Origin of the sequence: Neorhizobium galegae, from assembly GCF_021391675.1 — a bacterium.
GTDB lineage: Bacteria > Pseudomonadota > Alphaproteobacteria > Rhizobiales > Rhizobiaceae > Neorhizobium > Neorhizobium galegae_B.
The window spans coordinates 735,701-758,155 of sequence record NZ_CP090095.1; the positions used below are offsets into that span (position 1 = coordinate 735,701).

23 protein-coding genes are annotated in these 22,455 nt (G+C 60.3%); all 23 read left to right on the plus strand.

Translation table 11 applies throughout. The features are described 5' to 3' along the window. The 23 genes from motC (at position 1) to LZK81_RS03725 (ending at position 22,430) form a co-directional block, all read left to right on the plus strand. Entirely contained in the window at positions 1 to 1,272 is a 1,272-nt protein-coding gene (gene motC / locus LZK81_RS03615) for a chemotaxis protein MotC (RefSeq protein WP_233955217.1), read from the plus strand. Then, positions 1,269 to 2,729, plus strand: a complete 1,461-nt coding sequence (locus LZK81_RS03620; protein WP_233955218.1) for a flagellar hook-length control protein FliK — start codon at positions 1,269 to 1,271, stop codon at positions 2,727 to 2,729. The genes motC and LZK81_RS03620 overlap by 4 nt, the downstream gene beginning before the upstream one ends. A 148-nt stretch (positions 2,730 to 2,877) precedes the next feature. After that, positions 2,878 to 3,375, plus strand: a complete 498-nt coding sequence (locus LZK81_RS03625) for a transglycosylase SLT domain-containing protein (RefSeq protein WP_233955219.1) — start codon at positions 2,878 to 2,880, stop codon at positions 3,373 to 3,375. A 280-nt stretch (positions 3,376 to 3,655) separates the two neighbouring features. After that, positions 3,656 to 4,327: a transcriptional activator Rem gene (rem, locus tag LZK81_RS03630; protein WP_038539784.1), complete on the plus strand. Its 672-nt coding sequence runs from the start codon at positions 3,656 to 3,658 to the stop codon at positions 4,325 to 4,327. A gap of 107 nt (positions 4,328 to 4,434) precedes the next feature. Then, complete coding sequence (locus tag LZK81_RS03635; RefSeq protein ID WP_233955220.1) at positions 4,435 to 5,727, plus strand: flagellar hook protein FlgE; 1,293 nt, start codon at positions 4,435 to 4,437, stop codon at positions 5,725 to 5,727. 45 nt (positions 5,728 to 5,772) lie between these two features. Then, positions 5,773 to 7,242 (plus strand): flagellar hook-associated protein FlgK, encoded by a 1,470-nt coding sequence (gene flgK / locus LZK81_RS03640; protein ID WP_233955221.1) that lies wholly within the window; start codon positions 5,773 to 5,775, stop codon positions 7,240 to 7,242. A gap of 2 nt (positions 7,243 to 7,244) precedes the next feature. After that, entirely contained in the window at positions 7,245 to 8,348 is a 1,104-nt protein-coding gene (locus LZK81_RS03645; RefSeq protein WP_046611708.1) for a flagellar hook-associated family protein, read from the plus strand. Between the two features lie 35 nt (positions 8,349 to 8,383). Further along, on the plus strand, positions 8,384 to 8,731 hold the full coding sequence (gene flaF / locus LZK81_RS03650; protein ID WP_037085209.1) for a flagellar biosynthesis regulator FlaF: 348 nt from the start codon (positions 8,384 to 8,386) through the stop codon (positions 8,729 to 8,731). Then, positions 8,728 to 9,177 carry a flagellar biosynthesis repressor FlbT gene (gene flbT / locus LZK81_RS03655; RefSeq protein ID WP_037085211.1) on the plus strand — a complete coding sequence of 150 codons (450 nt, stop codon included), beginning with the start codon at positions 8,728 to 8,730 and terminating at the stop codon, positions 9,175 to 9,177. The genes flaF and flbT overlap by 4 nt, the downstream gene beginning before the upstream one ends. Continuing rightward, positions 9,168 to 9,611: a flagellar hook assembly protein FlgD gene (flgD, locus tag LZK81_RS03660; RefSeq protein ID WP_046603259.1), complete on the plus strand. Its 444-nt coding sequence runs from the start codon at positions 9,168 to 9,170 to the stop codon at positions 9,609 to 9,611. The genes flbT and flgD overlap by 10 nt, the downstream gene beginning before the upstream one ends. Positions 9,612 to 9,664: 53 nt before the next feature. Continuing rightward, entirely contained in the window at positions 9,665 to 9,931 is a 267-nt protein-coding gene (gene fliQ / locus LZK81_RS03665) for a flagellar biosynthesis protein FliQ (protein WP_037085216.1), read from the plus strand. Positions 9,932 to 10,053: 122 nt separating this feature from the next. After that, complete coding sequence (flhA, locus tag LZK81_RS03670; protein WP_037085218.1) at positions 10,054 to 12,141, plus strand: flagellar biosynthesis protein FlhA; 2,088 nt, start codon at positions 10,054 to 10,056, stop codon at positions 12,139 to 12,141. Positions 12,142 to 12,169: 28 nt separating this feature from the next. Continuing rightward, on the plus strand, positions 12,170 to 12,922 hold the full coding sequence (gene fliR / locus LZK81_RS03675; RefSeq protein ID WP_046603260.1) for a flagellar biosynthetic protein FliR: 753 nt from the start codon (positions 12,170 to 12,172) through the stop codon (positions 12,920 to 12,922). Between the two features lie 9 nt (positions 12,923 to 12,931). Then, the gene (locus tag LZK81_RS03680) at positions 12,932 to 13,333 is read left to right on the plus strand and encodes a hypothetical protein (RefSeq protein ID WP_046603261.1); all 402 of its coding nucleotides are present in this window, start codon (positions 12,932 to 12,934) and stop codon (positions 13,331 to 13,333) included. 158 nt (positions 13,334 to 13,491) lie between these two features. Then, positions 13,492 to 14,043 (plus strand): rod-binding protein, encoded by a 552-nt coding sequence (locus LZK81_RS03685; protein WP_046603262.1) that lies wholly within the window; start codon positions 13,492 to 13,494, stop codon positions 14,041 to 14,043. Positions 14,044 to 14,068: 25 nt separating this feature from the next. Next, positions 14,069 to 14,434 (plus strand): hypothetical protein, encoded by a 366-nt coding sequence (locus LZK81_RS03690; protein WP_037085524.1) that lies wholly within the window; start codon positions 14,069 to 14,071, stop codon positions 14,432 to 14,434. Continuing rightward, positions 14,434 to 14,982, plus strand: coding sequence for a hypothetical protein (locus tag LZK81_RS03695; protein WP_046624918.1), 549 nt, complete (start codon positions 14,434 to 14,436; stop codon positions 14,980 to 14,982). The genes LZK81_RS03690 and LZK81_RS03695 overlap by 1 nt, the downstream gene beginning before the upstream one ends. Before the next feature lie 179 nt (positions 14,983 to 15,161). After that, on the plus strand, positions 15,162 to 15,806 hold the full coding sequence (locus LZK81_RS03700; RefSeq protein ID WP_233955222.1) for a hypothetical protein: 645 nt from the start codon (positions 15,162 to 15,164) through the stop codon (positions 15,804 to 15,806). A 107-nt stretch (positions 15,807 to 15,913) separates the two neighbouring features. After that, the gene (locus LZK81_RS03705) at positions 15,914 to 17,647 is read left to right on the plus strand and encodes a hypothetical protein (protein ID WP_233955223.1); all 1,734 of its coding nucleotides are present in this window, start codon (positions 15,914 to 15,916) and stop codon (positions 17,645 to 17,647) included. A gap of 120 nt (positions 17,648 to 17,767) precedes the next feature. After that, positions 17,768 to 18,667: a bifunctional methylenetetrahydrofolate dehydrogenase/methenyltetrahydrofolate cyclohydrolase FolD gene (gene folD / locus LZK81_RS03710; protein WP_046611732.1), complete on the plus strand. Its 900-nt coding sequence runs from the start codon at positions 17,768 to 17,770 to the stop codon at positions 18,665 to 18,667. Positions 18,668 to 18,807: 140 nt separating this feature from the next. Next, on the plus strand, positions 18,808 to 20,169 hold the full coding sequence (locus LZK81_RS03715; protein ID WP_233955224.1) for an ABC transporter substrate-binding protein: 1,362 nt from the start codon (positions 18,808 to 18,810) through the stop codon (positions 20,167 to 20,169). 88 nt (positions 20,170 to 20,257) lie between these two features. Further along, the gene (locus LZK81_RS03720; protein ID WP_046630750.1) at positions 20,258 to 21,271 is read left to right on the plus strand and encodes a carbohydrate ABC transporter permease; all 1,014 of its coding nucleotides are present in this window, start codon (positions 20,258 to 20,260) and stop codon (positions 21,269 to 21,271) included. Position 21,272: 1 nt separating this feature from the next. Further along, positions 21,273 to 22,430: a carbohydrate ABC transporter permease gene (locus LZK81_RS03725; RefSeq protein WP_233955225.1), complete on the plus strand. Its 1,158-nt coding sequence runs from the start codon at positions 21,273 to 21,275 to the stop codon at positions 22,428 to 22,430. The last annotated feature ends 25 nt before the right edge of the window (positions 22,431 to 22,455 follow it).

Below are 22,455 nucleotides of genomic sequence, written 5' to 3' on the forward strand. Positions count from 1 at the left end.
ATGGCTGTGGGCATAAAGTCCTTGGTTGCGGCCGGCCTCGTTTTCGGGGTCGCATTCGCGCCTGCGGCATCGGCTCAGGATCGTACGGACCTTGCGCCCTATGCGATGCTTCGGTCCTTGCAATTCGTGCAGGATTCCGTCGTGCTCGGCGATCACTCGGCCGCGGAAATGCAGCGCTTCATGCTGGGGACGATCGACCAGCGCCTGCGGACGGCGCCCCCGTCTATCTTCGAGGATCCGCGCAATGTCGACGCGGCGCTGATCTACGCCATGAGCGGCGGCAATCCCGCTACGCTCGAATACCTGGCCTCGCGCGACGTCGCGGGCAATTTCGATAACCGCGTTGCCGACGGGTTGAGAAAATACCTCGGCGGCCGCGGGACTTTGATCGAAAAAAGCCTCAGCGAAATGGCCAAGGAATATCGGGACGAGAAGATCGGTCCCTACCTTTCGCTCGTCAGCGGAAACGTGATGGTCGCCAAGGATACGAAGGGCGCCTTGGTTTTTTACGACTGGGCACGCTTGACGGCGCCCGGCACGATCATCGAGGAGGCCGCGCTGCGTCGATCGGTGGCGATTACCGTCGATGCCAATATGGTGGCGCCGGCGCTCTCCTATTCGCGGAAATACGCGCGGCGTTTCATCCATTCGCCCTACGCCAGCCAGTTCGCCGATTTCTTCGTGCAGCTGGCCGTCGGCCATTTCGGCGAGATCACGGAGGACGATATCGACGGAGCGCTGGAATTCATGGACGCCGACCGGCGCCGTGAGATTTTCCTGCGCATTGCGCGTTCGGCTGCGATCGCCGGCAAGAACGATCTTGCGCGTCTCGCCTCCGCAAAGGCCGAATCGCTTGCCAAAACTCCGACGCCCGAGGCGCTCGCGAAGCTTTATGGCGGGTTCGCCAATATCCCGACGAAGGACATCGGGCAGGCCATTCAGGCGATAGCCGACGTTCCCGAGGAAGCGCTTTCACCGCGTGACCGTGCTTTGCGGCAGGCCGCAAAAGTGGTGGCGGAGCAAGTTGTTACCCGGCCTACGGTCGACAGCCTCGCACAAGATAAAGCTATCAAAGTGACCAATACAGAAGACGCGAAATCTCCAGTCGCGTTGCCCAGGAATGAGATCGCTGGGCCTGCCTCCGCCACGGAAAGTCCGATGGCCGGCACCGCTGCCAAATTCGATCCGGCCTTCCAGACATTCGTCGATAGCGGTCGTTCGAAATTGAGTGCTATCGACGAAATGCTGAAGGAGGAGAACCCTTCCAAATGATTACTGACATTCTTGGTGGTGGTAAGACTGGCCCAGCCGACGCGGCTTCGTCCACGAAGCAGGGCGTTGCCGGTCGCAAAGGTGCCGACGGTTCAGCCGGCGGCTTCTCCGATGCTCTTTCCGATTTTGACCGCGATGCGCCTTCGAGTGCCGGCGACGTGCCGGACGAGGACGCCCGTGCGTCTTCTGCGGAAGAACGCATGGCTGGCGACGTGAAGCAGGGCAAGCCTAAGCCGATCATCGACATCAAGCCGCAATCCCTCCGCCGCCCGATCGAGGAGGCGGAAGATTCCGCCGGCGCCCTGAAGCAGGCGCCGGTGAACGAGCCCAAAGAAAAGCAGATGACCACCGCCGAAAGGAAGCTTCGCGAAGCCCTGGAGGCCGCAAAAGCTGTCGCGCGGAAATCGGACGAGGTTCAAGGCAAGCGTCCCGGCAGATCCGAAAAGGACGCGCAGGCCGAGACGGAGGGCAGCGAAGAGCTCGATGTCTCCATGCTGGCCGCAGACGATGCTAAGATCACCGACATGCTGTCGCTTTTGACGAGCGGTGAGGCGACCGGCGCTATCAATGCGATGGTATCCAAAAATGCGTCCGGGCAGCAGAACAAGCGGACCAGGGGTCAGGATGACGGTGGACGCGAAGTCGATGCCCTCGACCTGAAGGATGCCAAGCACGCAGGCGCCGGCGGCGCGGAAGGGGACCCGCTTTCGACGCCGGTGGATGCGGACCGGAGTGTTCCCGGCACGCGTGTCTTCCGTTTCAGCAATGCGCGTACCGACCAGCATGTCGATATGGCTGTCGGTGGCCGGGGCGAGCGCAGCACGGCGGAATTCAGATCGCCGTCGGGCGGTGCCGCCGAAAACATCACCGTGCTCGACGCACGCCGCTTCCTCGGGCTCGCACCGAATTCGAACGGCGCCAATCTCAGCGCGATGCTGTCGGGAGATGCCGATTGGGCGGGCGCCATGAGCCCGAGTTCGGCGCTTTCGAATGCAGCGGCACAGAGCAGCACCGGCACTGTGGTGAATACGCTGAAGCTGCAGTTGAACCCGCACGATCTCGGCGCGGTGACAGCCACGCTGCGGCTTCATGGCGAAGAACTCAATGTTCATCTGACCGTCGAGACCCGAGCGGCCTATCGCCAGCTCAGCGAAGACAGCGGCGGCATCCTGGATGCGCTGCGTGCCCAGGGCTTCGCGGTCGACCAGGTGACCATCAGCATCGCGCCGACGGCGGATTCCGATGGTACCAGCAGCCAGCCGGGGCAGCCCGGCCAGAGCGGCCAGCAGGCCATGGCTGAAGGCGATCGTCAGGGCCAGGCTGCCGGCCGCGGCCAGCAGCAGAATGGGGAGCGCCAGGCCGCAGATCAGGGAACGAGGAACGCAAATGACGCGGCATCGGACAATGTGGCTGGTACCGCTCCTGGTGGCGCTCGTCCTGGTCAGCTCTACCTCTGACGCCGACGCCGGATCGCTCTTCAGTTCCGGAGGTTGGGGAGGGCAGGAGGGCGCAGCTGCGCCCGCCACGCCGCCCAGCAGGGCTCCAGCGACACCGCGCACGCCTGTCAGAGCGCCCGCCTACAGCGCACCGAATACCAGTGCGCCTTTGAGTTCAGGCGTCTGCGAGCGGGAAATACAGGCTGCTGCGGCGAAATACGGCGTACCGGAAGGCATTCTCTATTCGGTCGGTCTCACCGAGACCGGCCGCAAGGGCAGCCTCAGCGCCTATGCCATGAATGTCGAGGGCAAGGCTTATTTCGCTTCCTCGCAGCAGGCGGCGATGACGACCTTTTACGACGCCAAACGGCAGGGCAGGAAGCTCATCGATATAGGCTGCATGCAGATCAATCACCATTTTCACGGCGAAAATTTCTCTTCGCCGGAAGAGATGTTCGACCCGAAACGCAATGTGGAATACGCGGCAAAGTTCCTCCGGAACCTGCACGACAAACACGAGACCTGGACGATGGCGGTGGCACGATACCACGCCGGACCGAACAATAATCCCGCTCAGAAGCAATATGTCTGCCGGGTGATCAGCAATCTCGTTGCCACAGGCTACGGAGAGTGGACCTCCAACGCTTCCCAGTTCTGCGCCAGTTAGACAATCCCCAGTTGAATCACTGAAATAAAGAATCGCAAAATTGCAGCGATTTGCGTTTATGGCGAAAATGGCCACGCAAGTCTTCTTTTACGATGCGTTAATTTTTCCACTGAAAGTTTGTGTCCGAATTTGGTGCACCCACTACATCTAGTGCAAATCGCGGTGCAGTTATTAATCAACTATTAATTTGTTTGGTTAACTTCACACAGCTTGTCTCGGATTCCGCCGATTCGTACCCATAGACATATTGAAACACCACAAGTGATTCGGAGGCGGACGAATGATCGTAGTGGTTGATGAGCGTGAGCTCGTGAAAGACGGTTACACATCTCTTTTTGGACGTGAAGGAATTCCTTCCCAGGGGTTCGATCCAAAAGAATTCGGCGAATGGGTGAGTACGGCGGCTGACTCGGATATTGCCGCGGTCGAAGCCTTCCTGATCGGCCAGGGCGAGCGTACGCTCGAACTGCCGCGGGCCATCCGGGACCGGTCCATGGCACCGGTGATCGCAGTCAGCGATCAGCCATCCCTGGAGGCGACCCTTGCCTTCTTCGACAGCGGCGTGGACGACGTGGTGCGCAAGCCCATCCATCCCCGCGAGATCCTGGCGCGTGCCGCTGCGATCCGTCGCCGGCTGAAGGCGATCTCGAATTTCACCGACATCGGTTCGATCCGGGTATTCTCCGACGGTCGCGACCCGGAAATCGACGGCGACGTCTTTGCCCTGCCGCGCCGCGAGCGCCGCATCCTCGAATACCTGGTCTCCAATCGCGGTCGCCGCGTTTCTAAGACCCAGATCTTCAACGCGATCTACGGCATCTTCGACGAGGAAGTCGAAGAGAACGTCGTCGAAAGCCACATCAGCAAGCTGCGCAAGAAGCTGCGCAAGAAGCTCGGCTTCGATCCGGTCGATTCCAAGCGTTTCCTTGGCTATTGCATCGACTGGAGCTGATTTTTTTAAGAGGGCCTTGCCGCATATTTTCGGCGGGGAACGTAAGCAGACAGCTTCACGCAAGGCCCACCACTTACTCTCTCCATCAGACAAAACGGAGATTTCCTATGAGTATTTTCGGCACGATGAAAACGGCCGTCTCGGGCATGAACGCTCAGGCAAACCGTCTCGGCACCGTTGGCGATAACATCGCGAATTCGAGCACCGTCGGTTACAAGCGTTCTTCCACGGCGTTCTCCACGCTGGTTCTGCCCTCGACCCAGGGTTCGTATTCTTCCGGCGGTGTCGAAACCAACGTCCGCTACAGCATCGCGGAACAGGGTGGCATCCAGTACACGACGTCGTCGACGGACCTTGCCATCCAGGGCGAAGGCTTCTTCATCGTCAGCGATCCGAACGGTACTCCCTACCTGACCCGCGCCGGTGCCTTCGTGAAGGACGCGACGGGCTTCCTCAAGAACACCGCCGGTTTCAACCTGATGGGTTATCCCTACGGCACCAACCCGCCGGCCGCCGTCGTCAACGGCTTCAACGGCCTCGAGGAAATCAACATCAACGACTTCGGCATGGTGTCCTCGCCTTCGACCAAAGGCAGCTTCCCGGCCAACCTGGACAAGGGAGCGGCTGTGGTTCCGCTTGCTAACCGTCCGGGTGCTAACGCGGCAACTGCTGTCATCACCAACAAGAGCTCGTTGACCGCTTACGACCACGCCGGTGCCAAGGTGCTCTATGATTTCTACTATACCAAGGCAACTGCCAGCCCTGATACCTGGGAAGTCTCGGTCTATCGCCAGGACCAGGCTACCAATGGCGGTTTTCCTTACACTGCGACGGCGCCTAAGGTTCTTGTGCAGCAGACGGTAACGCTTGCTTTTGACCCGAACACCAACAAGCTGACGGCGGCCTCGCCGAAGGCGATCACCTTCACCGACCCGAACGACGGCGCTACCCCTGCACAGGCGATCGCCATCGACCTCTCGGATATGACGCAGTTCGCGACCGCCTTTACCCCGGGCAAGGGCATCATCGACGGCAATGCGCCGAGCCCGATCACCGACGTCGAAATCGGCGGCGATGGCCTGGTCACGGCGGTCTATCAGGATGGCGGTCGCCGTCCGATCTACCAGGTCGCGCTGGCAACGGTTCCGAGCATCGACAAGCTGCTTCCGCAGAACGGCAACGTCTACCTGCCGACCAACGACTCGGGCGTCGTCACCATCGGTTTCCCGCAGGCTGGCGCCTTCGGCCAGATCTACTCGGGCGCGCTTGAAAGCTCCAACGTCGATATCGCCAGCGAACTGACGGAAATGATCGAATCGCAGCGTGTCTACACCGCGAACTCCAAGGTCTTCCAGACCGGTTCCGACCTGATGGACGTCCTGATCAATCTGAAGAGATAATCGGACCGACGATCGAGAGAATAAGTCTCAAGAGGTTAGTAAAAAATGTCGCTCGCATCAGCATTGTCTACGGCACAGTCGATCTTCACCAACTCCGGCACGCAGTCGGCTGTATCGGCGAAGAACATCGCTAATGCTCAGAACCCCGATTACACCCGCCGATCCGCAATGGTCGTGACCGGCGGCAACGGGGCCATTATCGGCGACATTACACGCTCCTACAGCGAGCCGCTGCTGCGCCAGACGATCGCAAGCTCGTCGATCGCCAGCGGCCAGCGGACCGTGCTGGACGGCCTGCAGGAAATCAAGAACCTGATGGGGGGGAACGACAACGAGCTCTCCCCCGCCAAGCTGATTGCCTCCTTCCGCAACAATCTCGATGCTTTCGCCGGAAAGGCGAACGATACCGGCATCGGCATCGCCTTCATTTCAAGCGCCCGGGACGTTGCGGCCGGCCTGAACATCGCCTCCGACAAGCTTCAGCAGATCCGCAAGGATGCGGACGATCAGATCAAGCAGAACGTCACCGATCTGAACGCGCTGCTTGCGAAGTTCGAGACCGTCAACAACCAGGTCAAGAACGCGGTCTCCAGCGGCACGGATCCGAACGACTCTCTTGATGAGCGCGACGGCCTCGTCAAGAAGATCTCCGAAATCGTCGGGGTCACGTCCTATACCCGCGGCGGCAACGACATGGTGCTCTACACCACGGACGGCACCACGCTGTTCGAGGCGGTACCGCGCAAGGTGACATTCCAGCCTACCGCAGCCTTCGACGCATCGACGACCGGCAACGGCGTCTATATCGACGGCGTGGCGCTCAAGGCCGGGGATTCGGGCAATACGACCGCCAAGGGCTCGCTCCAGGCGCATATGCAGATCCGCGACAAGATCGCGCCGACCTTCCAGAGCCAGCTCGACGAAATCGCCCGCGGTCTGATCACCTCGTTTGCGGAAACCGGACCGACCGGCGCACTGGCTCCGATGACCGGCCTTTTTACATACAAGGATGCCGCCGGCGTGCAGCAGACGGCCATTCCCGCCGCCGGCACGATCGTTCCGGGCCTCGCCTCCAAGATCTTCGTCAATCCGGTGGTAGTCCCCCCGGCAGGCACGCCCGACAAGGTGCGCGACGGTGGCATCAACGGCGTGACCTACATCGTCAACACGGGCGGCAGCAGCTACGGCGACCTCCTCGACAAGTACAACCAAAACCTGACCGGCCCGATGGTTTTCGATACGGACACGGAAATCGCCGATGCGCCGGACGTCCTCTCTTTTGCCGCGGACTCCATGGGCTGGCTCGAGCAGCTTCGCAGCACGGCGACCGCCGCAGACGAGACGAAGACGGCCATGCTGTCGCGCAGTCTTGAAGCGTTTTCCAGCAACACGGGCGTCAGCCTCGACGAGGAACTGTCCCTGCTTCTCGATATCGAGCAGTCCTACAAGGCCGGCGCCAAGCTCATGTCGACGGTCGATGATATGATGAAGGCCCTTTTGGATATTGCGAGCTGATCATGAAGACCTCTTTCATTTCCACATTGTCGATCCAGACCACGATGCGAAACTCCATCTCGAACGTTCAGCGCGAGATGGTGAAGGCGAACCAGGAGGCGGTGAGCCAGAAGCACGCCGATCTCGGCGTCACGCTTGGCGCCAATACCTCGCGCGCTATCGATCTTTCCCGCGACATCACCCGCACCGACTCGCTTCTGACCACGGCCGCGCTCGCGACGCAGCGTCTCGAAACAGCCGAACTTGCGCTCAAGAGCATGAACGAGCAGGGTTTGAAGATCCAGAGCGCGATCCTGACGCTTGGAAGCTCGGCCGACGAGACGAGCCTGTCGACGGCGCGCATGGCCATGTCCGACGCGCTGGACGCGTTCACCAACTTCGCCAACACTGCCGTTCAGGGCGAATATATCTTCTCCGGCATCAATTCCGACGTGAAGCCGCTCGATGATTATTTCGCGCCGGGATCGCCGGCCAAGGCCGCGGTCGCCGCCGAACTTACTCAGTACCTTTCGGACAATGCCATTCCGAGCAAGGAGCAGATGACGCAGGCCCAGATGAACGGCTTCCTGGATAAACTGGAAGGCAAGTTCAACGGTTCCTCGCCGCTGACGAACCCGCCGCATCCCGCGGGGGTCGTAGGCCAGGACTTCTGGAAGACCTTTTTCTCGGATGCCAGCGACGACAACATGAAGAGCCGCATCAGCCCGACGGAAGTGGTCGAAAGCTCGACCAACGCCAACAGCCAGGGCATGCGGAACTTCGCTTTCGCGTCGATCGTCTCGATGGAATACCTGCAGACCGGGATGGACAAGGACGCTCGTGCAGCCGTGGCCACGCGTACCACCAGCGTCATCAACAAGGCGATGAACAGCGAGGGCAGCATCAACCAGCAGCGGACGTCGGTGGGTATCTATACCGAACGCGTCTCCAAGGCTGAGGAAAGGTTGCGGGCGCAGAAAGACATTCTGACGACCAGCCTCGGAAGCATGGAGAACGTCGATCCGGCGGAGGCGGCAACCCGTCTCAACACGATGAAGACGCTTCTCGAAACTGCATATACAGTAACGGCAAAGATACAGCAGCTGAGCCTGGCCAACTTCCTTTGATGAATAAAGGAAGGCTCGTGACGAAGGATACATGAATGTACCAATTTTCATATGCCGAGATCATGGAGGACGGCGTTGCCAACGCCAAGGATCGCGAGCGGCAGGCCCTGGATCGTTCTATCGATCTTCTGATCGCGGCTCGCGACGAGAAGAACTATACGCGCACCACGGTTGAGGCGTTGTTCTACACCCGGCGTGTCTGGATCCGCTTTGTCGAGGATCTGAAGCATCCGGATAACGAGTTGGCCAATGAACTTCGTGCGGATCTGATCTCGATCGCAATCTGGATACTGAAGGAATGCGAAAAGATCAGAAACCGCGAATCGACCAATTTCCAGGGCATTATCGATGTGACCACCATCATCAGGGATGGACTTAAATGAAAAGTACGCTTCGCATCTCTTTGAAATCCGGCGAGCGGATATTTATCAACGGCGCGGTTCTGCGCGTTGATCGCAAGGTCGCGCTGGAATTTCTCAATGACGTCACGTTCCTTCTGGAGAACCATGTTCTTCAGCCGGAAGATGCGACGACGCCGCTTCGGCAGCTTTACTTTATCGCCCAGATGATGCTCATCAACCCGGATGGCAAGGAACAGTCGACGACATTGTTCCGCAAGTCGGTGGCAATGCTGCTGACCTGCTTTACCGACGATGAGATGCTGGCGGAACTCAAGCGCATCGACGGTATGGTTGCATCTGGCCGGGCCTTCGACGCTCTGAAGGCAATCCGTGCGCTCTACCCCATCGAAGACCGTATCCTCAACAATCGGGAACTCGCGCCGGCAACTGTCGAGCGGATTCGCAAGGAGATCGCACCATGGCGGTAGACCCGATCAACACCAACAACCCTTATGCCTCCGGCAATGGCAAGGCGGCGTCGTCCGACGCGTCGGCTGCAGGCCTGAACTACGACAACTTCCTGCAGCTCCTCATCGCCCAGATGAAGTATCAGGATCCGACCGATCCGATGGATGCGAGCGAGCAGATTGCCCAGCTCGCCACCTTCTCGCAGGTCGAGCAGTCCGTGAAGATGAACTCGAACCTGCAGTCGCTCATCCAGGCGAACTCGTTCTCGCAGGCAGCCGATATGATCGGCAAGTATATCACCAGCGCCGACGACAAGACCACCGGCATCATCAAACAGGTGGAAATCTACTCCGATGGTCTGGTGGCGATCACCGATAAGGGTGATAAGGTGCTCATCCAGCCGGGAATCGTTCTTTCGGATCAGGCGCCAACGAAACCCCCTGCGGCGACTTGAGATCAGACGACGCGGCATGACGCCGAAACATTGAAGCAGACGGAGCCGGCGCAATGAATGAAGCCGATGCCCTTGATATCATGCAGGCGGCGATCTGGACGATCCTGATCGCCTCCGGTCCCGCGGTCCTTGTGGCGATGGTCGTGGGCGTCCTGATCGCATTTCTCCAGGCTCTGACGCAGATCCAGGAGATGACGCTGACTTTCGTGCCGAAAATCGTCGCCATCATGATCACGATCGGCATTACCGCGCCGTTTATCGGCGGCCAGATCAATCTTTTCGCCAATCTGGTATTTTCGCGGGTGCAATCGGGGTTCTGACCCGGTTGCCGCCCGCCCATCCTTTTTCATCTACCCACCTTCGCGCAAGCTTCGCCCTTTAGGCAGGACATGAACTGGTAGGAGTACTTCCTGCCGCCATCTCATGAAGAGACGGGAAAGTCATGGCGCAACCACCTTCACTATCCATTCCGAAAGTAGCCCCGAACGGTCGCGATCTCGGATTTGCGGGCGGCATCGTCGCCATCCTCTGCATCCTCTTCCTGCCGATCCCACCGTTCCTGATCGACCTTGGCCTTGCCTTCTCGATCGCGTTCTCGGTCCTGATCCTGATGGTGGCGCTGTGGATCCAGCGGCCGCTGGACTTCTCGTCCTTCCCGACCATCCTGCTCATCGCCACCATGGTGCGATTGTCCCTCAACATCGCGACGACGCGCGTGATCCTGTCGCATGGCCACGAGGGCCATGGCGCGGCCGGTAACGTGATCCAGGGCTTCTCCGGCCTCGTCATGTCCGGTGACTTCGTGATCGGCGTGATCGTCTTCATGATCCTCGTCACCGTGAACTTCATCGTCATCACCAAGGGCGCCACCCGTATCGCGGAAGTCGGCGCCCGCTTCACCCTCGACGCCATCCCCGGCAAGCAGATGTCGATCGACGCGGACCTTTCGGCCGGCATCATCGACGAGAAGGAAGCGCAACGCCGCCGCTCCGAGCTGGAGGAGGAAAGCTCCTTCTTCGGTGCCATGGACGGTGCGTCGAAATTCGTTCGCGGCGATGCGATCGCCGGCCTCATCATCACCGCCATCAACATCTTCGGCGGCATCATCATCGGCTATTTCCGCCACGACATGCAGATCGGCGAAGCCGCCGACGTGTTCGTCAAGCTGTCGGTCGGTGACGGTATCGTCACGCAGATCCCGGCCCTCATCGTTTCGCTCGCCGCCGGCCTCCTGGTCACCCGCGGCGGCACGGCCGGCTCCACCGACAAGGCGGTCGTCGATCAGCTGAGCGGCTATCCGCGGGCCCTTTCGATGTCGGCCGGCCTGATGGCGCTTCTGGCGATCATCCCCGGACTGCCCTTCCTGCCCTTCATGGCGCTCGGCGGCCTGATGGGTTTCGGCGCCTGGCTTGTTCCGCGCCGTATCGAGGCGGAGAACAAGGCTCGTCGCGAAGACGAGGAGCAGAAGGTCGTCCAGACCAAGGAGATGGAGAAGGACTCCGTCAAGTCGGTTCTCAAGACGTCCGAAATCGAGCTCGCTCTCGGCAAGCAGGTCTCCACCCGGCTGCTTGGCGCCCACCAGGAACTCGCCTTCCGCGTCGGCAAGATGCGCAAGAAGTTCGCGACGCAATACGGTTTCGTGGTGCCGGAGATCAAGGTTACCGACGACATCTCGATCCAGGAAAAGTCCTATCAGATCCGAATCCATGGCACGACGATCGCGTCGAACGCCCTGCGGGTCGGCGACGTCCTAGTGGTCACCGGATCCGGCCGCAAGCCGAGCATCCCGGGCGACGAGATTCGCGAACCCGCTTTCGGCATGCCGGCGGTGTCGATCCTCGAAACCTTCGCCGAAGACTTGAAGCGTGAAGGCTTCCACCCGATCGACAACGTCTCGGTCGTGCTGACCCACTTGTCGGAAGTCATCCGCAATAACCTGCCGCAGCTTCTCTCCTACAAGGATGTGAAGATCCTGATCGAGCGTCTCGATCCCGAATACAAGAAGCTCGCAGACGAGATCTGCTCGTCGCATATGTCCTATTCCGGCCTGCAGGCAGTGCTGAAGCTTCTGCTCGCCGAGCGCGTTTCGATCCGCAACCTGCATCTCATCCTGGAAGCGGTGGCCGAGCTCGCCCCGCATGTCCGCAAGACGGAGCAGATCGTCGAGCACGTGCGCGTTCGCATGTCGCAGCAGCTCTGCGGCGACCTGGCCGACAACGGCGTGTTGCGCGTACTCCGTCTCGGCAACAAATGGGATATGCTGTTCCATCAGGCGCTCAAGCGCGACGGCAAGGGCGAGGTGGTGGAATTCGACATCGACCCGCGCACGCTTGAAGAGTTCAGCGAACAGGCGACGAAAGTCATCCGCGAATTCATGGATCGCGGCCTGCCCTTCGTGCTCGTCACCTCGCCGGAAACGCGTTCCTACGTCCGCATGATCATAGAGCGGCTGTTCGCGACCCTGCCGGTTCTTTCCCATGTGGAACTCGCCAAGGGCCTCGAAATCAAGATACTGGGCGCCATTTCGTGATAGACTGTCCGCAAAGGACGATTCTCGCATGATTACAGACCCGCAAGGAACCATTCTCGCGCTTTTCCTTGCGTTTTGCCGCATGGGTACGTGCGTGATGGTTCTCCCGGGGCTGGGAAGCGGCCGCGTGCCGGTTCAGGTGCGATTGTTCGTGGCGGTCGCCCTGTCCATGGCCGTGCTGCCGGTTCTCTGGGATCAGATTTATCCAAGAGCCTCCGAGCCGACGGCCACCTATCTCGGCCTGATCTTCACCGAGGCCCTGATCGGCGCGGTCTATGGATTGATAGCCCGGCTCTATACGCTCGGCATGCAATTTGCCGGCACGGTCCTTACCATGTCGATCGGTTTCACGGCGCCGGGCGGCCATGACATTTTCGAAGACTCGCAGGAAAACCAGCTGACCATTCTGCTGACGCTGAGCGGCCTGCTGCTCCTGTTCATGATGGACTTCCACCACATCGTGTTCCGCGCGCTGGTCGATTCCTACGGGGCGACGCCGGTCGGCGCGCTGATCGATTCGCAGAAGATACTGATCACGCTGACGGATACGCTGCGCGCGTCGACCATCATCATGTTGCGACTGGCAAGTCCGTTCCTGATCTTCGGCCTGATGTTCAACGTGGCGATCGGCCTCATCAACAAGATGGCGCCGCAGATCCCGATCTTCTTCATCTCGACGCCCTTCCTGCTGATGGGAGGGCTTTTCCTTCTCTATCTGTCGATCGCCGCCTTTATCCGCCAGTACGCGGATGGTTTCGCGCCGATCTTCAGGTCCTTCTAGGAGATCGCAATGGCAGGTCCAGTCAAGCGGTCGGACAAGCTCAAGCGCCTCGTGGCGGTCCAGCGGCATCTCGAGACGATGGCTGAACACGAGCTTGCTGCGACGACCCGATACCGTGCCGAAGTCAATCAGTCGATGGAAGACGTCATCGATGCGATCGGCTCGATGAACCCGGTACACCGGCAGTTCTCTCAGCATTATTCGGAACGCTTCGGCCGCCTGACCACCAAGGAACGCCAGCTTGCCGGCGTTCAGCAGATCCAGGAAATGAAGGTGCTCAAGGAGCGGACTAAGGCCGACCGCCTGGAAGAGAACATGAAGGACGCCCGAGATCACGAAGACCGCGAAGCGGCCGACGATGCGATCTACGAGCTCATCGATATCACGCTCGCCCTCGAGCAAGTCAAATAGACTGGCCAGCCTCCAGCAAGCTTCGACCTTCATAGTCTCGTCATTGCACTGATTGCCGGTTCGATCGAGATCGGGCGGGATCATGTGCCATTTCAAATTGTTGCTGCGCACTTGCACCTTTAGGGATGCGGCTCGCGGCAGTCATGAAAGGAGCTGACGTGGCGATTTCACCTCCGAGCGATCTGGTCATGGACGTCGTCCGCGCTGCGGACCCGACTGCCGTTCAAGAAGCGCAGGCCAAGCTGAAGGCGAACAAGGCGGCCTTTGCCGCGACCAGCCTTGCCGAAGTTGGCAAGGGTTTTGGTGCCGCCATGAAATTCATCGACACGCCCGGCACGGCGGCGGGTCTCGGCAATCCGGAGGCACCGAAGAAGCTCGCCGAAATGCCGGAGGAATACCGCAAGTTCGAAGCATCGGTTCTTTCGACATTCGTGAATTCCATGCTCCCGAAGGAGACCGAGGAAGTTTACGGCAAGGGCTCCGCCGGTGAATTCTGGAAGGGCATGATGGCCGAGAAGATCGCCGACGAAATGTCGAAAAAGGGCGGTGTCGGCATCGCCGAACAGATGTATTCGCAGGCGCTCGCCCGTGCGGAACGTCAGGCCTCGGTCAATCCGACCACCAATGAGACTGATCGCAGCCGCGCAATCAGCATGATCACCGATTTCGAGCGACAGGTTCTCGGCGTCGGAAAGAAGAGTGAGGCCTGACATGCATCAGACTGGGGCAGAGAACATGGAAGTTGTTTCGAATGATTATCGCATCAAGACCGTGCTTGGCCGGTTGGAGATGATAATCGACAACGAAAATCAGCGGATTGGCCGCGATCCGGAATTCGACCTGAAAGTGTCGAATGCGCACAAAAGCCGCTGCCTCTACGAATTGACCATGCTGTTCCGCGGCACCGATCCGAAGCAGCTTGCCACCGGCCATATCGATCAGATGCACGGGTTGAAGAGCAAGCTGGCGCTTAATGCCCGCCGGGTCGAGGCGCATCTTCACGCTGTCCGCGCCGTCGCCGATCTCTTGAAGAATGCTGCCCGCGATGCGGACGACGACGGTACCTACACCCAGGAACAGTTCACCTACGGCGAGGCCTGATGGTCAAGCTCCTTCTCAGTGGTCTATGGGTCTGCATCGTCACGCTTGGGGCGGTGTATTTCTCCGTGCAGATGTCCGCAGCACCTGCGCCGGTCGACGAAGAGGCCAGGCGGAAGGAGCTTCTTCAACTGGTGCGCGGGGAATCGATCACCATTCCGATGATCGCGGACGGTGCCATCACCGGTTATTTCTTGAGCCGTGTCTCGTTCATGATGGACAAGGAAAAGATCAAGAACACCAAGCTGCCGATCACCGAACTGACGACGGACCAGCTTTTCACGCTGCTGATCGGCAACCAGATGGTCGATCTCAGCAAGCCCGGCGCCTTCAACCTCGAAAAATTCCGCACCAGCATCAAGGACAATTTCAACAAGAAGCTCGGCGACGGACTGGTGGCGGAGGTCCTGGTCGAACAGCTCGACTACCTCTCCAAGGAAGACATTCGCAACAATGCCTCGCGCGGCAACAAGAACCCGAACCCGGGCAAGAAGATTGTCGAGGGGGTGAAGATCGAAGATCCGAAAGCTTCGCCCACCACCGGCCACTGACGACCGCTACGGCGATAACACAGCGAATATAGGCCGGCCTTGGTGGTCGGCCTTTTTTGTTGCGAGGGCCTTGGAAATACGGGCATCGTTCGCATTTTACCAATCGATTTAAAGGCGATTTCAGAGCGCGCTGTTAGACCTTGGGGACGAATTGGTCTTGCCCCATGGGGAGCGCATCGATGAACGCATCCGGAGAGTTCCTGGCATCCGCGTCACCCCGGACCCTGTTCGGCCTGCGTGTCTGCGATCTCGGATGGAACGCAACGCTCGGTCTCGTGGAAAGCCTGATCGCGCTGCGCGGCAATCGTACAACAATCGGTTTCCTCGACGAGCGGACGGCTTTCCGTCAGATGATCGATCCTGCCTACCGCAGTCAGTTGGGCCGCAGGGTGCTTCTGCCGGGTGGCGGCCGCGCCTTTAGCATCCTCGCCAAAGCGCGGCATGAAAAACCGACGCCGGTACGTTTTTCGGCAGCGATGTTCGTCCCGGCCCTGTTGAGCTTCCTGGAAAAGGGGCATCGCATCGGCATAGCCGGCGAGGATACCGCACGGGTCGAAGCCCTCCGCGAGCATTTCGCCCGCCATGCCCCTTGGCATGACGTGGCGGTCGTAGCCCTCGACCAGGACATGCCGCAACGTTTCGACCTTATCCTCGTCGATGCAGCAGGTCTTGGCCAGGAGCGGCGGGTCGAGCGCCGGCTCGCTTCGGTCCGCACCGGATTGGTGGTCATGACCGGGGCAGGGTTGTCCACCTTCATCGAAGGCAAATCGGCACCCGCGGTGCCCCAGGCGACAGTCCCGTCCCGGCAGCCGTCTTTCGCCTGACAAGTTAACCCTTTCTTTGCCATGAAATTTTAGACTGCCTTAATCAGAGGGCTGCCCGCGGGATGCCGGCGGCCTCAGATTAGCGCGGTCATCCCATGTATCAGTCGGTGAAAATCGAAGACGACCGAAACCCTGACCCGGCAGCAATGCTCGCCGGCACCGGTTCCGTGTTCGCCGGACTGCGATCCGCCGCCCTCAAGGTTGGCGCCCTCACGGTGATCGGTGCACTTTTGCCGCTGCTGTTCGTCGAGACGGTTCCGCATCAGTTCAGCGCCGAGACCAGACTGAAGGTCGAGGCAGCGAGCGAAGTCACGATCAACACGGCTGCTGCGGCGCTGCGCTCCAGGACCAGCCTCGACAATGTCATCCGTGCCCTCAATCTCGGCCGCGACAGTGAGTTTTCGGTCGACCGTCCGAGCATCGCCAGGATCGTGTCCGATATCGTCTCCGGTGAGGCGATGACCGTGTCCGAGGCCGAGAACCGGCTGCGCGAGCGACTTTCCCAGGCGATTTTAACGAGTTACGACCGCCGCGCCGGCCAGCTTACGATCTCCGTCACGACGGGGGAGCCGGAAGAGGCGGCCCGCATCGCCAACATGCTCGGCGACACATTCCACGACGAGATCGCATTCTCCGGCACAAGGTCGTCCGGCCCGGTGGTGGAGAAGCTGCGCCAGACATTCGAGCATGCGCAAGCCGCTCTTTCCGGCTTCATCGCCGAGACCGACGCGCAGAAGCTTGCCGAATTGCGCCGGACCGAGGGCGACGGACAGCAGCTCACCGCGGAAATAAACGAGGCGACGGCGCAGCTTGGCGAGCTGAAGCAGAAGGCGGCACAAGCGTCCGCCATGAAGCTTTCGGACGTGCTGAACAAGCCCCTGCCGGACAGTCTCGAGTATACCGGCCTTGACTATCAGCGGCAGAGGCATGTCGAGGCAAAGCTTGCCGTCGACCAGCTTTCGAGCGATCTGGGCCCGCGTCACCCAAGGCTTGCGGCGGCTCAGGCGGCGCTGGCGGATGTGAAAGACGACATCCAGGACGCGCTGAAACAGCTCGGGACCTCGCTTCGTCAGCAGGAGGCGGCCGCAGCCAGACATCTGGCTGAGCTCAAGGCGAAGCAGGCGAGGAAACCCGACGACAAGGAAATAGCCGATTCCGGAGCAAGGCTTGCGGCTCTCGAAGCTGCCGTGGACGAGGCACGGCGGAATTACCTCGAAGCGCTGCACGGAACCGAAGCCAAGGCATCCACGGGCAAAGTGTCGGTCGTCGTTCCGGCCGTGGCGGCATCCGCGGCCGTGCTGGGGCCCTCATCCGCCGAGCTTTCGCTCATCGGTGCCCTTGTCGGGCTCTCTCTCGGCGTCGCCCTGGCCTTTCTGACGCGCCGCGCACCGCGGTCGGCGACCTCCGCCGACGAAACGGATCCGGCCGATGAGGCCGCGCTGATTATCGATCGGGACTTGCTGGCGGAGCATCTGGACGAGCAGGATTTCCTCCCCGAGGCGTATAATCCGGCTTACGATCGTCCGGCCTATGAGCCGCAGCCCTCCTGGCGCCCGCGCCATCCGGCGCCAGCCAATGACAGTCCGCTTGCCGATCACATCCGCGAAATGCTGATGGTCAATCGCCGTCCGGCCCCGGAGGCGGAGCTTCCTTCCCTGGTCGCGGCCGTCATGGCGGGCCGTCTTGCCGATGGGCCGTCCTATGGTGCACCCCGTCGTCCGGCTCCGTCGCCGGAGCAGTTCCGAAAGGCGGAGGAACTTCGCGAGCTTCGCCGTAACATGGCGGAGTTGCGCGAACGCGTTCAGGTCTATTCCGACCGCCGGAACGCCTCCCGAGGATAAGAAGCCTGCGACATCGAATCCGCTTGCATTTGCTGTCTGCGACCAGCATAGGGCGTTGGTGGGCAAATTCAGAACATGCTCAATGTATACATTGGTGGCGGTTTCAAGCGGGAGGTGCGCATGGCTGTGGTGATCGATGGTAAGGAGGCGGCAGCATCGGTAATCACCGCGGTGACCGAGGCATCGGGTTCGCTCGAGAGGGAAACCGGCGTGAAGCCGGGCCTTGCAGTCGTCATCGTCGGTGACGATCCAGCCAGCCACGCCTATGTCAATTCCAAGAGCAAGATGGCCAAGCAGTGCGGTTTCAAATCGATCCAGCATAGTCTGCCCGATGACACCACTCAGGAAACGCTTGAGAAACTGGTAGCCGAGCTCAATGCCGATCCGTCCATCCATGGCATTCTCGTCCAGCTCCCGCTGCCGAAGCACCTGAACGCCGAGCCGGTCATCCTGTCGATCTCGCCGAAGAAGGATGTCGACGGTCTGCACGTCGTCAATGCCGGCAAGATCGCTACCGGCGACCTTGAGACCGGCTTGATTTCCTGCACCCCTGCCGGGGCCATGTTGCTGGTCAACCGTATACATGGTCGTGACCTTTCGGGTCTCAACGCTGTTGTCATCGGCCGCTCCAACCTGTTCGGCAAGCCGATGGGCCTGCTGCTCTTGGCCGCCAACGCGACCGTTACCATGGCGCATTCCAAGACGAAGGACCTAGGGTCCGTATGCCGCAACGCCGATATCCTGGTTGCCGCCGTCGGCCGGCCACAGATGGTCAAGGCCGACTGGGTGAAGCCCGGGGCAACCGTCATCGATGTCGGCATCAACCGCGTAGCGGCGCCCGACAAGGGTGAGGGCAAGACCCGGCTGGTCGGTGACGTGGCCTATGCGGAAGCCGCTGAAGTCGCTGGCGCCATCACCCCGGTCCCCGGCGGCGTCGGCCCGATGACGATTGCCATGCTGATGGCCAACACCGTCATCGCGGCCTATCGCACGGCCGGCAAAACCGCACCCAGATTCTGATCCTGCGGGGGACAGATTTTTTCATTTGTTCCACGTCGGCAGCGCGGGGGTTGACTCCTCCGCGAGAGCGTTAAATCTCTCCCCATGTTTTGGAACTCCCGGCAGGGTAGAAAAAGCCGGGACAGTGGGAGGATATTTCAATGAAGGCATCATTTTGGATCGGTACGGCGCTGGCGGCGCTCCTTGCCGGTGGCGCGGTCGCCCAGGAGCTGAAATTCGCGCCCGGCCAGGATTCGAAATTCAGCTGGAAGAGCTATGAGGATTTCAAGGCTGCCCATGCCAATCTCAAAGGGCAGAGCCTGACGCTTTTCGGCCCCTGGCGCGGCGAGGACGAAGTGCTCTTCAACAGCGTTCTGGCCTATTTCAATGCTGCGACCGGCATCAACGGCCGCTATTCCTCCTCGGAAAATTACGAACAGCAGATCGTCATCGACACGCAGGCCGGTTCTCCGCCGAACATCGCCATCATTCCGCAGCCCGGCCTCCTGGCCGATCTTGCAGCCAAGGGCTTCCTGACCTCGCTCGGCCAGGAGAACTCTGACTGGGTCAAGACCAATTACGGCTCGGGTGAGGACTGGATCCGTTACGGCACGTACAAGGGCAAGGACGGCAAGGAGGCCTATTTCGGCTTCCCCTTCAAGGCCGATTTCAAGTCCATGGTCTGGTACGTGCCTGAAAACTTCGAGGAAGCGGGTTACAAGGTTCCGAAGACCATGGAGGACCTGATCAAGCTCAGCGACCAGATCGTCAAGGACGGCGGCGTTCCGTGGTGCATCGGTCTCGGCTCCGGCGGCGCGACGGGTTGGCCGGCGACCGACTGGGTCGAGGACATGATGCTGCGCACCCAGAAGCCGGAAGTCTACGACAAGTGGGTGAGCAACGAAGTCAAGTTCAATGATCCGGCTGTCGTTGGCGCGATCGATGAATTCGGCAAGTTCGCGAAAAATCCGAAATATGTCAGCGGTGGCGTCGCGGCCGTTTCCTCGACCGACTTCCGCGACAGCCCGAAGGGCCTCTTCGGCATTCCGCCGAAATGCTACCTGCATCATCAGGCATCCTTCGTTCCGTCCTTCTTCCCGCCGGAGACCAAGCTCGGCACCGACGCCGACTTCTTCTACCTGCCCACCTATGCTTCGAAGCCGGAGCTCGGAACGCCGGTCCTCGGCGCCGGCACGATGTTTGCCATCACCAAGGATTCGCCCGCCGCCAAGGCGTTCATCGAATTCCTGAGGACGCCGATCGCCCACGAGGTCTGGATGGCGCAATCGTCGTTCTTGACGCCGTTCAAGGGTGCCAATGCGAATGCCTATGCCAATGAGGTGCTCAAAAAGCAGGGGCAACTTCTGACCACCGCCACGACCTTCCGCTTCGATGCCTCCGACCAGATGCCGGGCAAGATCGGCGCCGGTGCGTTCTGGACCGGCATGGTCGATTATGTCGGCGGCAAGGATGCCAAGACCGTGGCGACCGACATCCAGAAGGCATGGGACGGACTGAAATAAGCCTCCCCATAAGTTCTCGAAATACGACCGCGCCGGATGCCGGCGCGGTCCAATGAAAAGCTACGTATAAACGGTAAAGGGGAGAGCCATGATATCGCAGATCGTTTCAGCCGTCGGCGTCGTGATCGCCGGCGTTTTCGTCTGTGCTCTGTATTACTGGCTCTCCGACAAGATCCTGCAAATCGTCTTTCCTGTCCCTGTGGAGAATGTCCGCGCAGCCTCCGTCAATCTCAACCGCCGCGCCATGGTGCGTCCCTGGTTGTTTCTCGGCCCTGCGCTGATCCTGCTGGTCGTCTATCTCGTCTATCCGGTGGTCGCGACCTTCATCCTTTCCTTCTACGACAGGTCGGGCGGCAATTTCGTCGGTCTTGCGAACTATCGATGGGCCATCCAGGACGCGCAGTTCCGCCAGTCCATCTTCAACAACATTCTCTGGCTCGCCGTGGTGCCGGCTGCGTGTACCTTTTTCGGCCTCGTCATCGCGGTGCTGACCGACCGCATCTGGTGGGGCAACCTCGCCAAAAGCCTGATCTTCATGCCGATGGCGATTTCCTTCGTCGGCGCGTCGGTTATCTGGAAGTTCATCTACGAGTATCGCGGTGGCAGCGAAACACAGATCGGCCTCCTCAACGCCATCGTGCAGGCCATTGGCGGCTCTCCGCAGGTATGGATCTCGCTGCCGTTCTGGAACAACTTTTTCCTGATGGCGATCCTCATCTGGATCCAGACGGGCTTTGCCATGGTCATCCTGTCGGCGGCACTGCGCGGCATCCCCGAGGAGACGATCGAGGCGGCGGTCATCGACGGCGCCAATGGCTGGCAGATCTTCTGGAAGATCATGGTGCCGCAGATCTGGGGCACGATCGCCGTCGTCTGGACGACGATCACCATTCTCGTGCTCAAGGTCTTCGATATCGTGCTGACCATGACCAACGGCCAGTGGAACACCATGGTTCTCGCAAACCTGATGTTCGACTGGATGTTCCGCGGCGGGGGCGACAGCGGCCGAAGTGCGGTCATCGCGCTGGTCATCATGGCCGCCGTCACGCCGATCATGATCTGGAACATCCGCCAGGCGAACAAGGAAATGGGAGGCCATTGAGATGAGCGCAGTAGCAAGCCTACGCCGCGTCGGCCTTCCGCGCCTTATCGTCCACGTCTCCGTCCTTGTCATCTGCATCATCTGGCTCATCCCGACGCTCGGCATCCTCGTCACCTCCTTTCGAGAAGCGGGCCAGATCACCGCGTCGGGTTGGTGGACGGCCTTTACGGGCGCCGCCGAGACGAGCGCCGCCCGCCTCGGCGAGCCTTCGGCAGCCAAGCAGGAAGGCACGAACTACGTTATTTCCGGTTCGGTCTTCGAGGGAGGGAAGGGCGGCACCGTGCGCGCCTTCGGTACCCGCGTCGCCGCGCCGACGGAATTTACCGCTGGGCAGGCCGCCGATATCGGCAACGGCGAGACGCTGACCGTCAACGAGGACGGCAGCTATACCTATTCCAAGAACGCGCCTTTCGAGGGCCGCGGCAAACGCGTCTACTTGTCCGTTGCCACTCCGCCATCCTTCACCACAGAGAATTACCGCACGGTGCTGACCTCTCAAGGGATCGGCCAGTCCTTCGTCAACTCGCTGACGGTCGCGGTTCCCGCAACCATTATTCCGATCCTGATCGCAGCCTTTGCAGCCTACGCACTGTCCTGGATGGAGTTTCCCGGGCGCGCCATGATCATCGCCCTTGTCGTCGGGCTGATCGTCGTGCCCCTGCAGATGTCGCTCATTCCGCTTCTGAAAATGTATAACGAGATCGGCAATCTCTTCGGCGTGCCGTCACGCAGTTATGCGGGCATCTGGCTTGCGCACTCCGCCTTCGGCATGCCGCTCGCGATCTATCTACTGCGCAACTACATTTCCGGACTGCCGCGGGAAATCATCGAGTCCGCCCGCGTCGACGGCGCCAGCGATTTCGAGATTTTCGTCAAGATCATCCTGCCGCTGTCGTTTCCGGCGCTTGCATCCTTCTCGATCTTCCAGTTCCTCTGGACCTGGAACGACCTCCTCGTCGCCATGGTCTTCCTCGGCACCGGCAAGGACCAGCTGGTCCTCACCGGCGCGCTGAACGCGCTTCTGGGCTCCATGGGTGGAAAGTGGGAAATCCTCACAGCTTCGGCCTTCATAACAATCGTCGTGCCGATTATCGTCTTTTTCGCCCTTCAGCGATATCTCGTACGCGGACTGCTTGCCGGCTCCGTCAAGGGCGGCTGATCAACATCGAACGACAACAGGACAT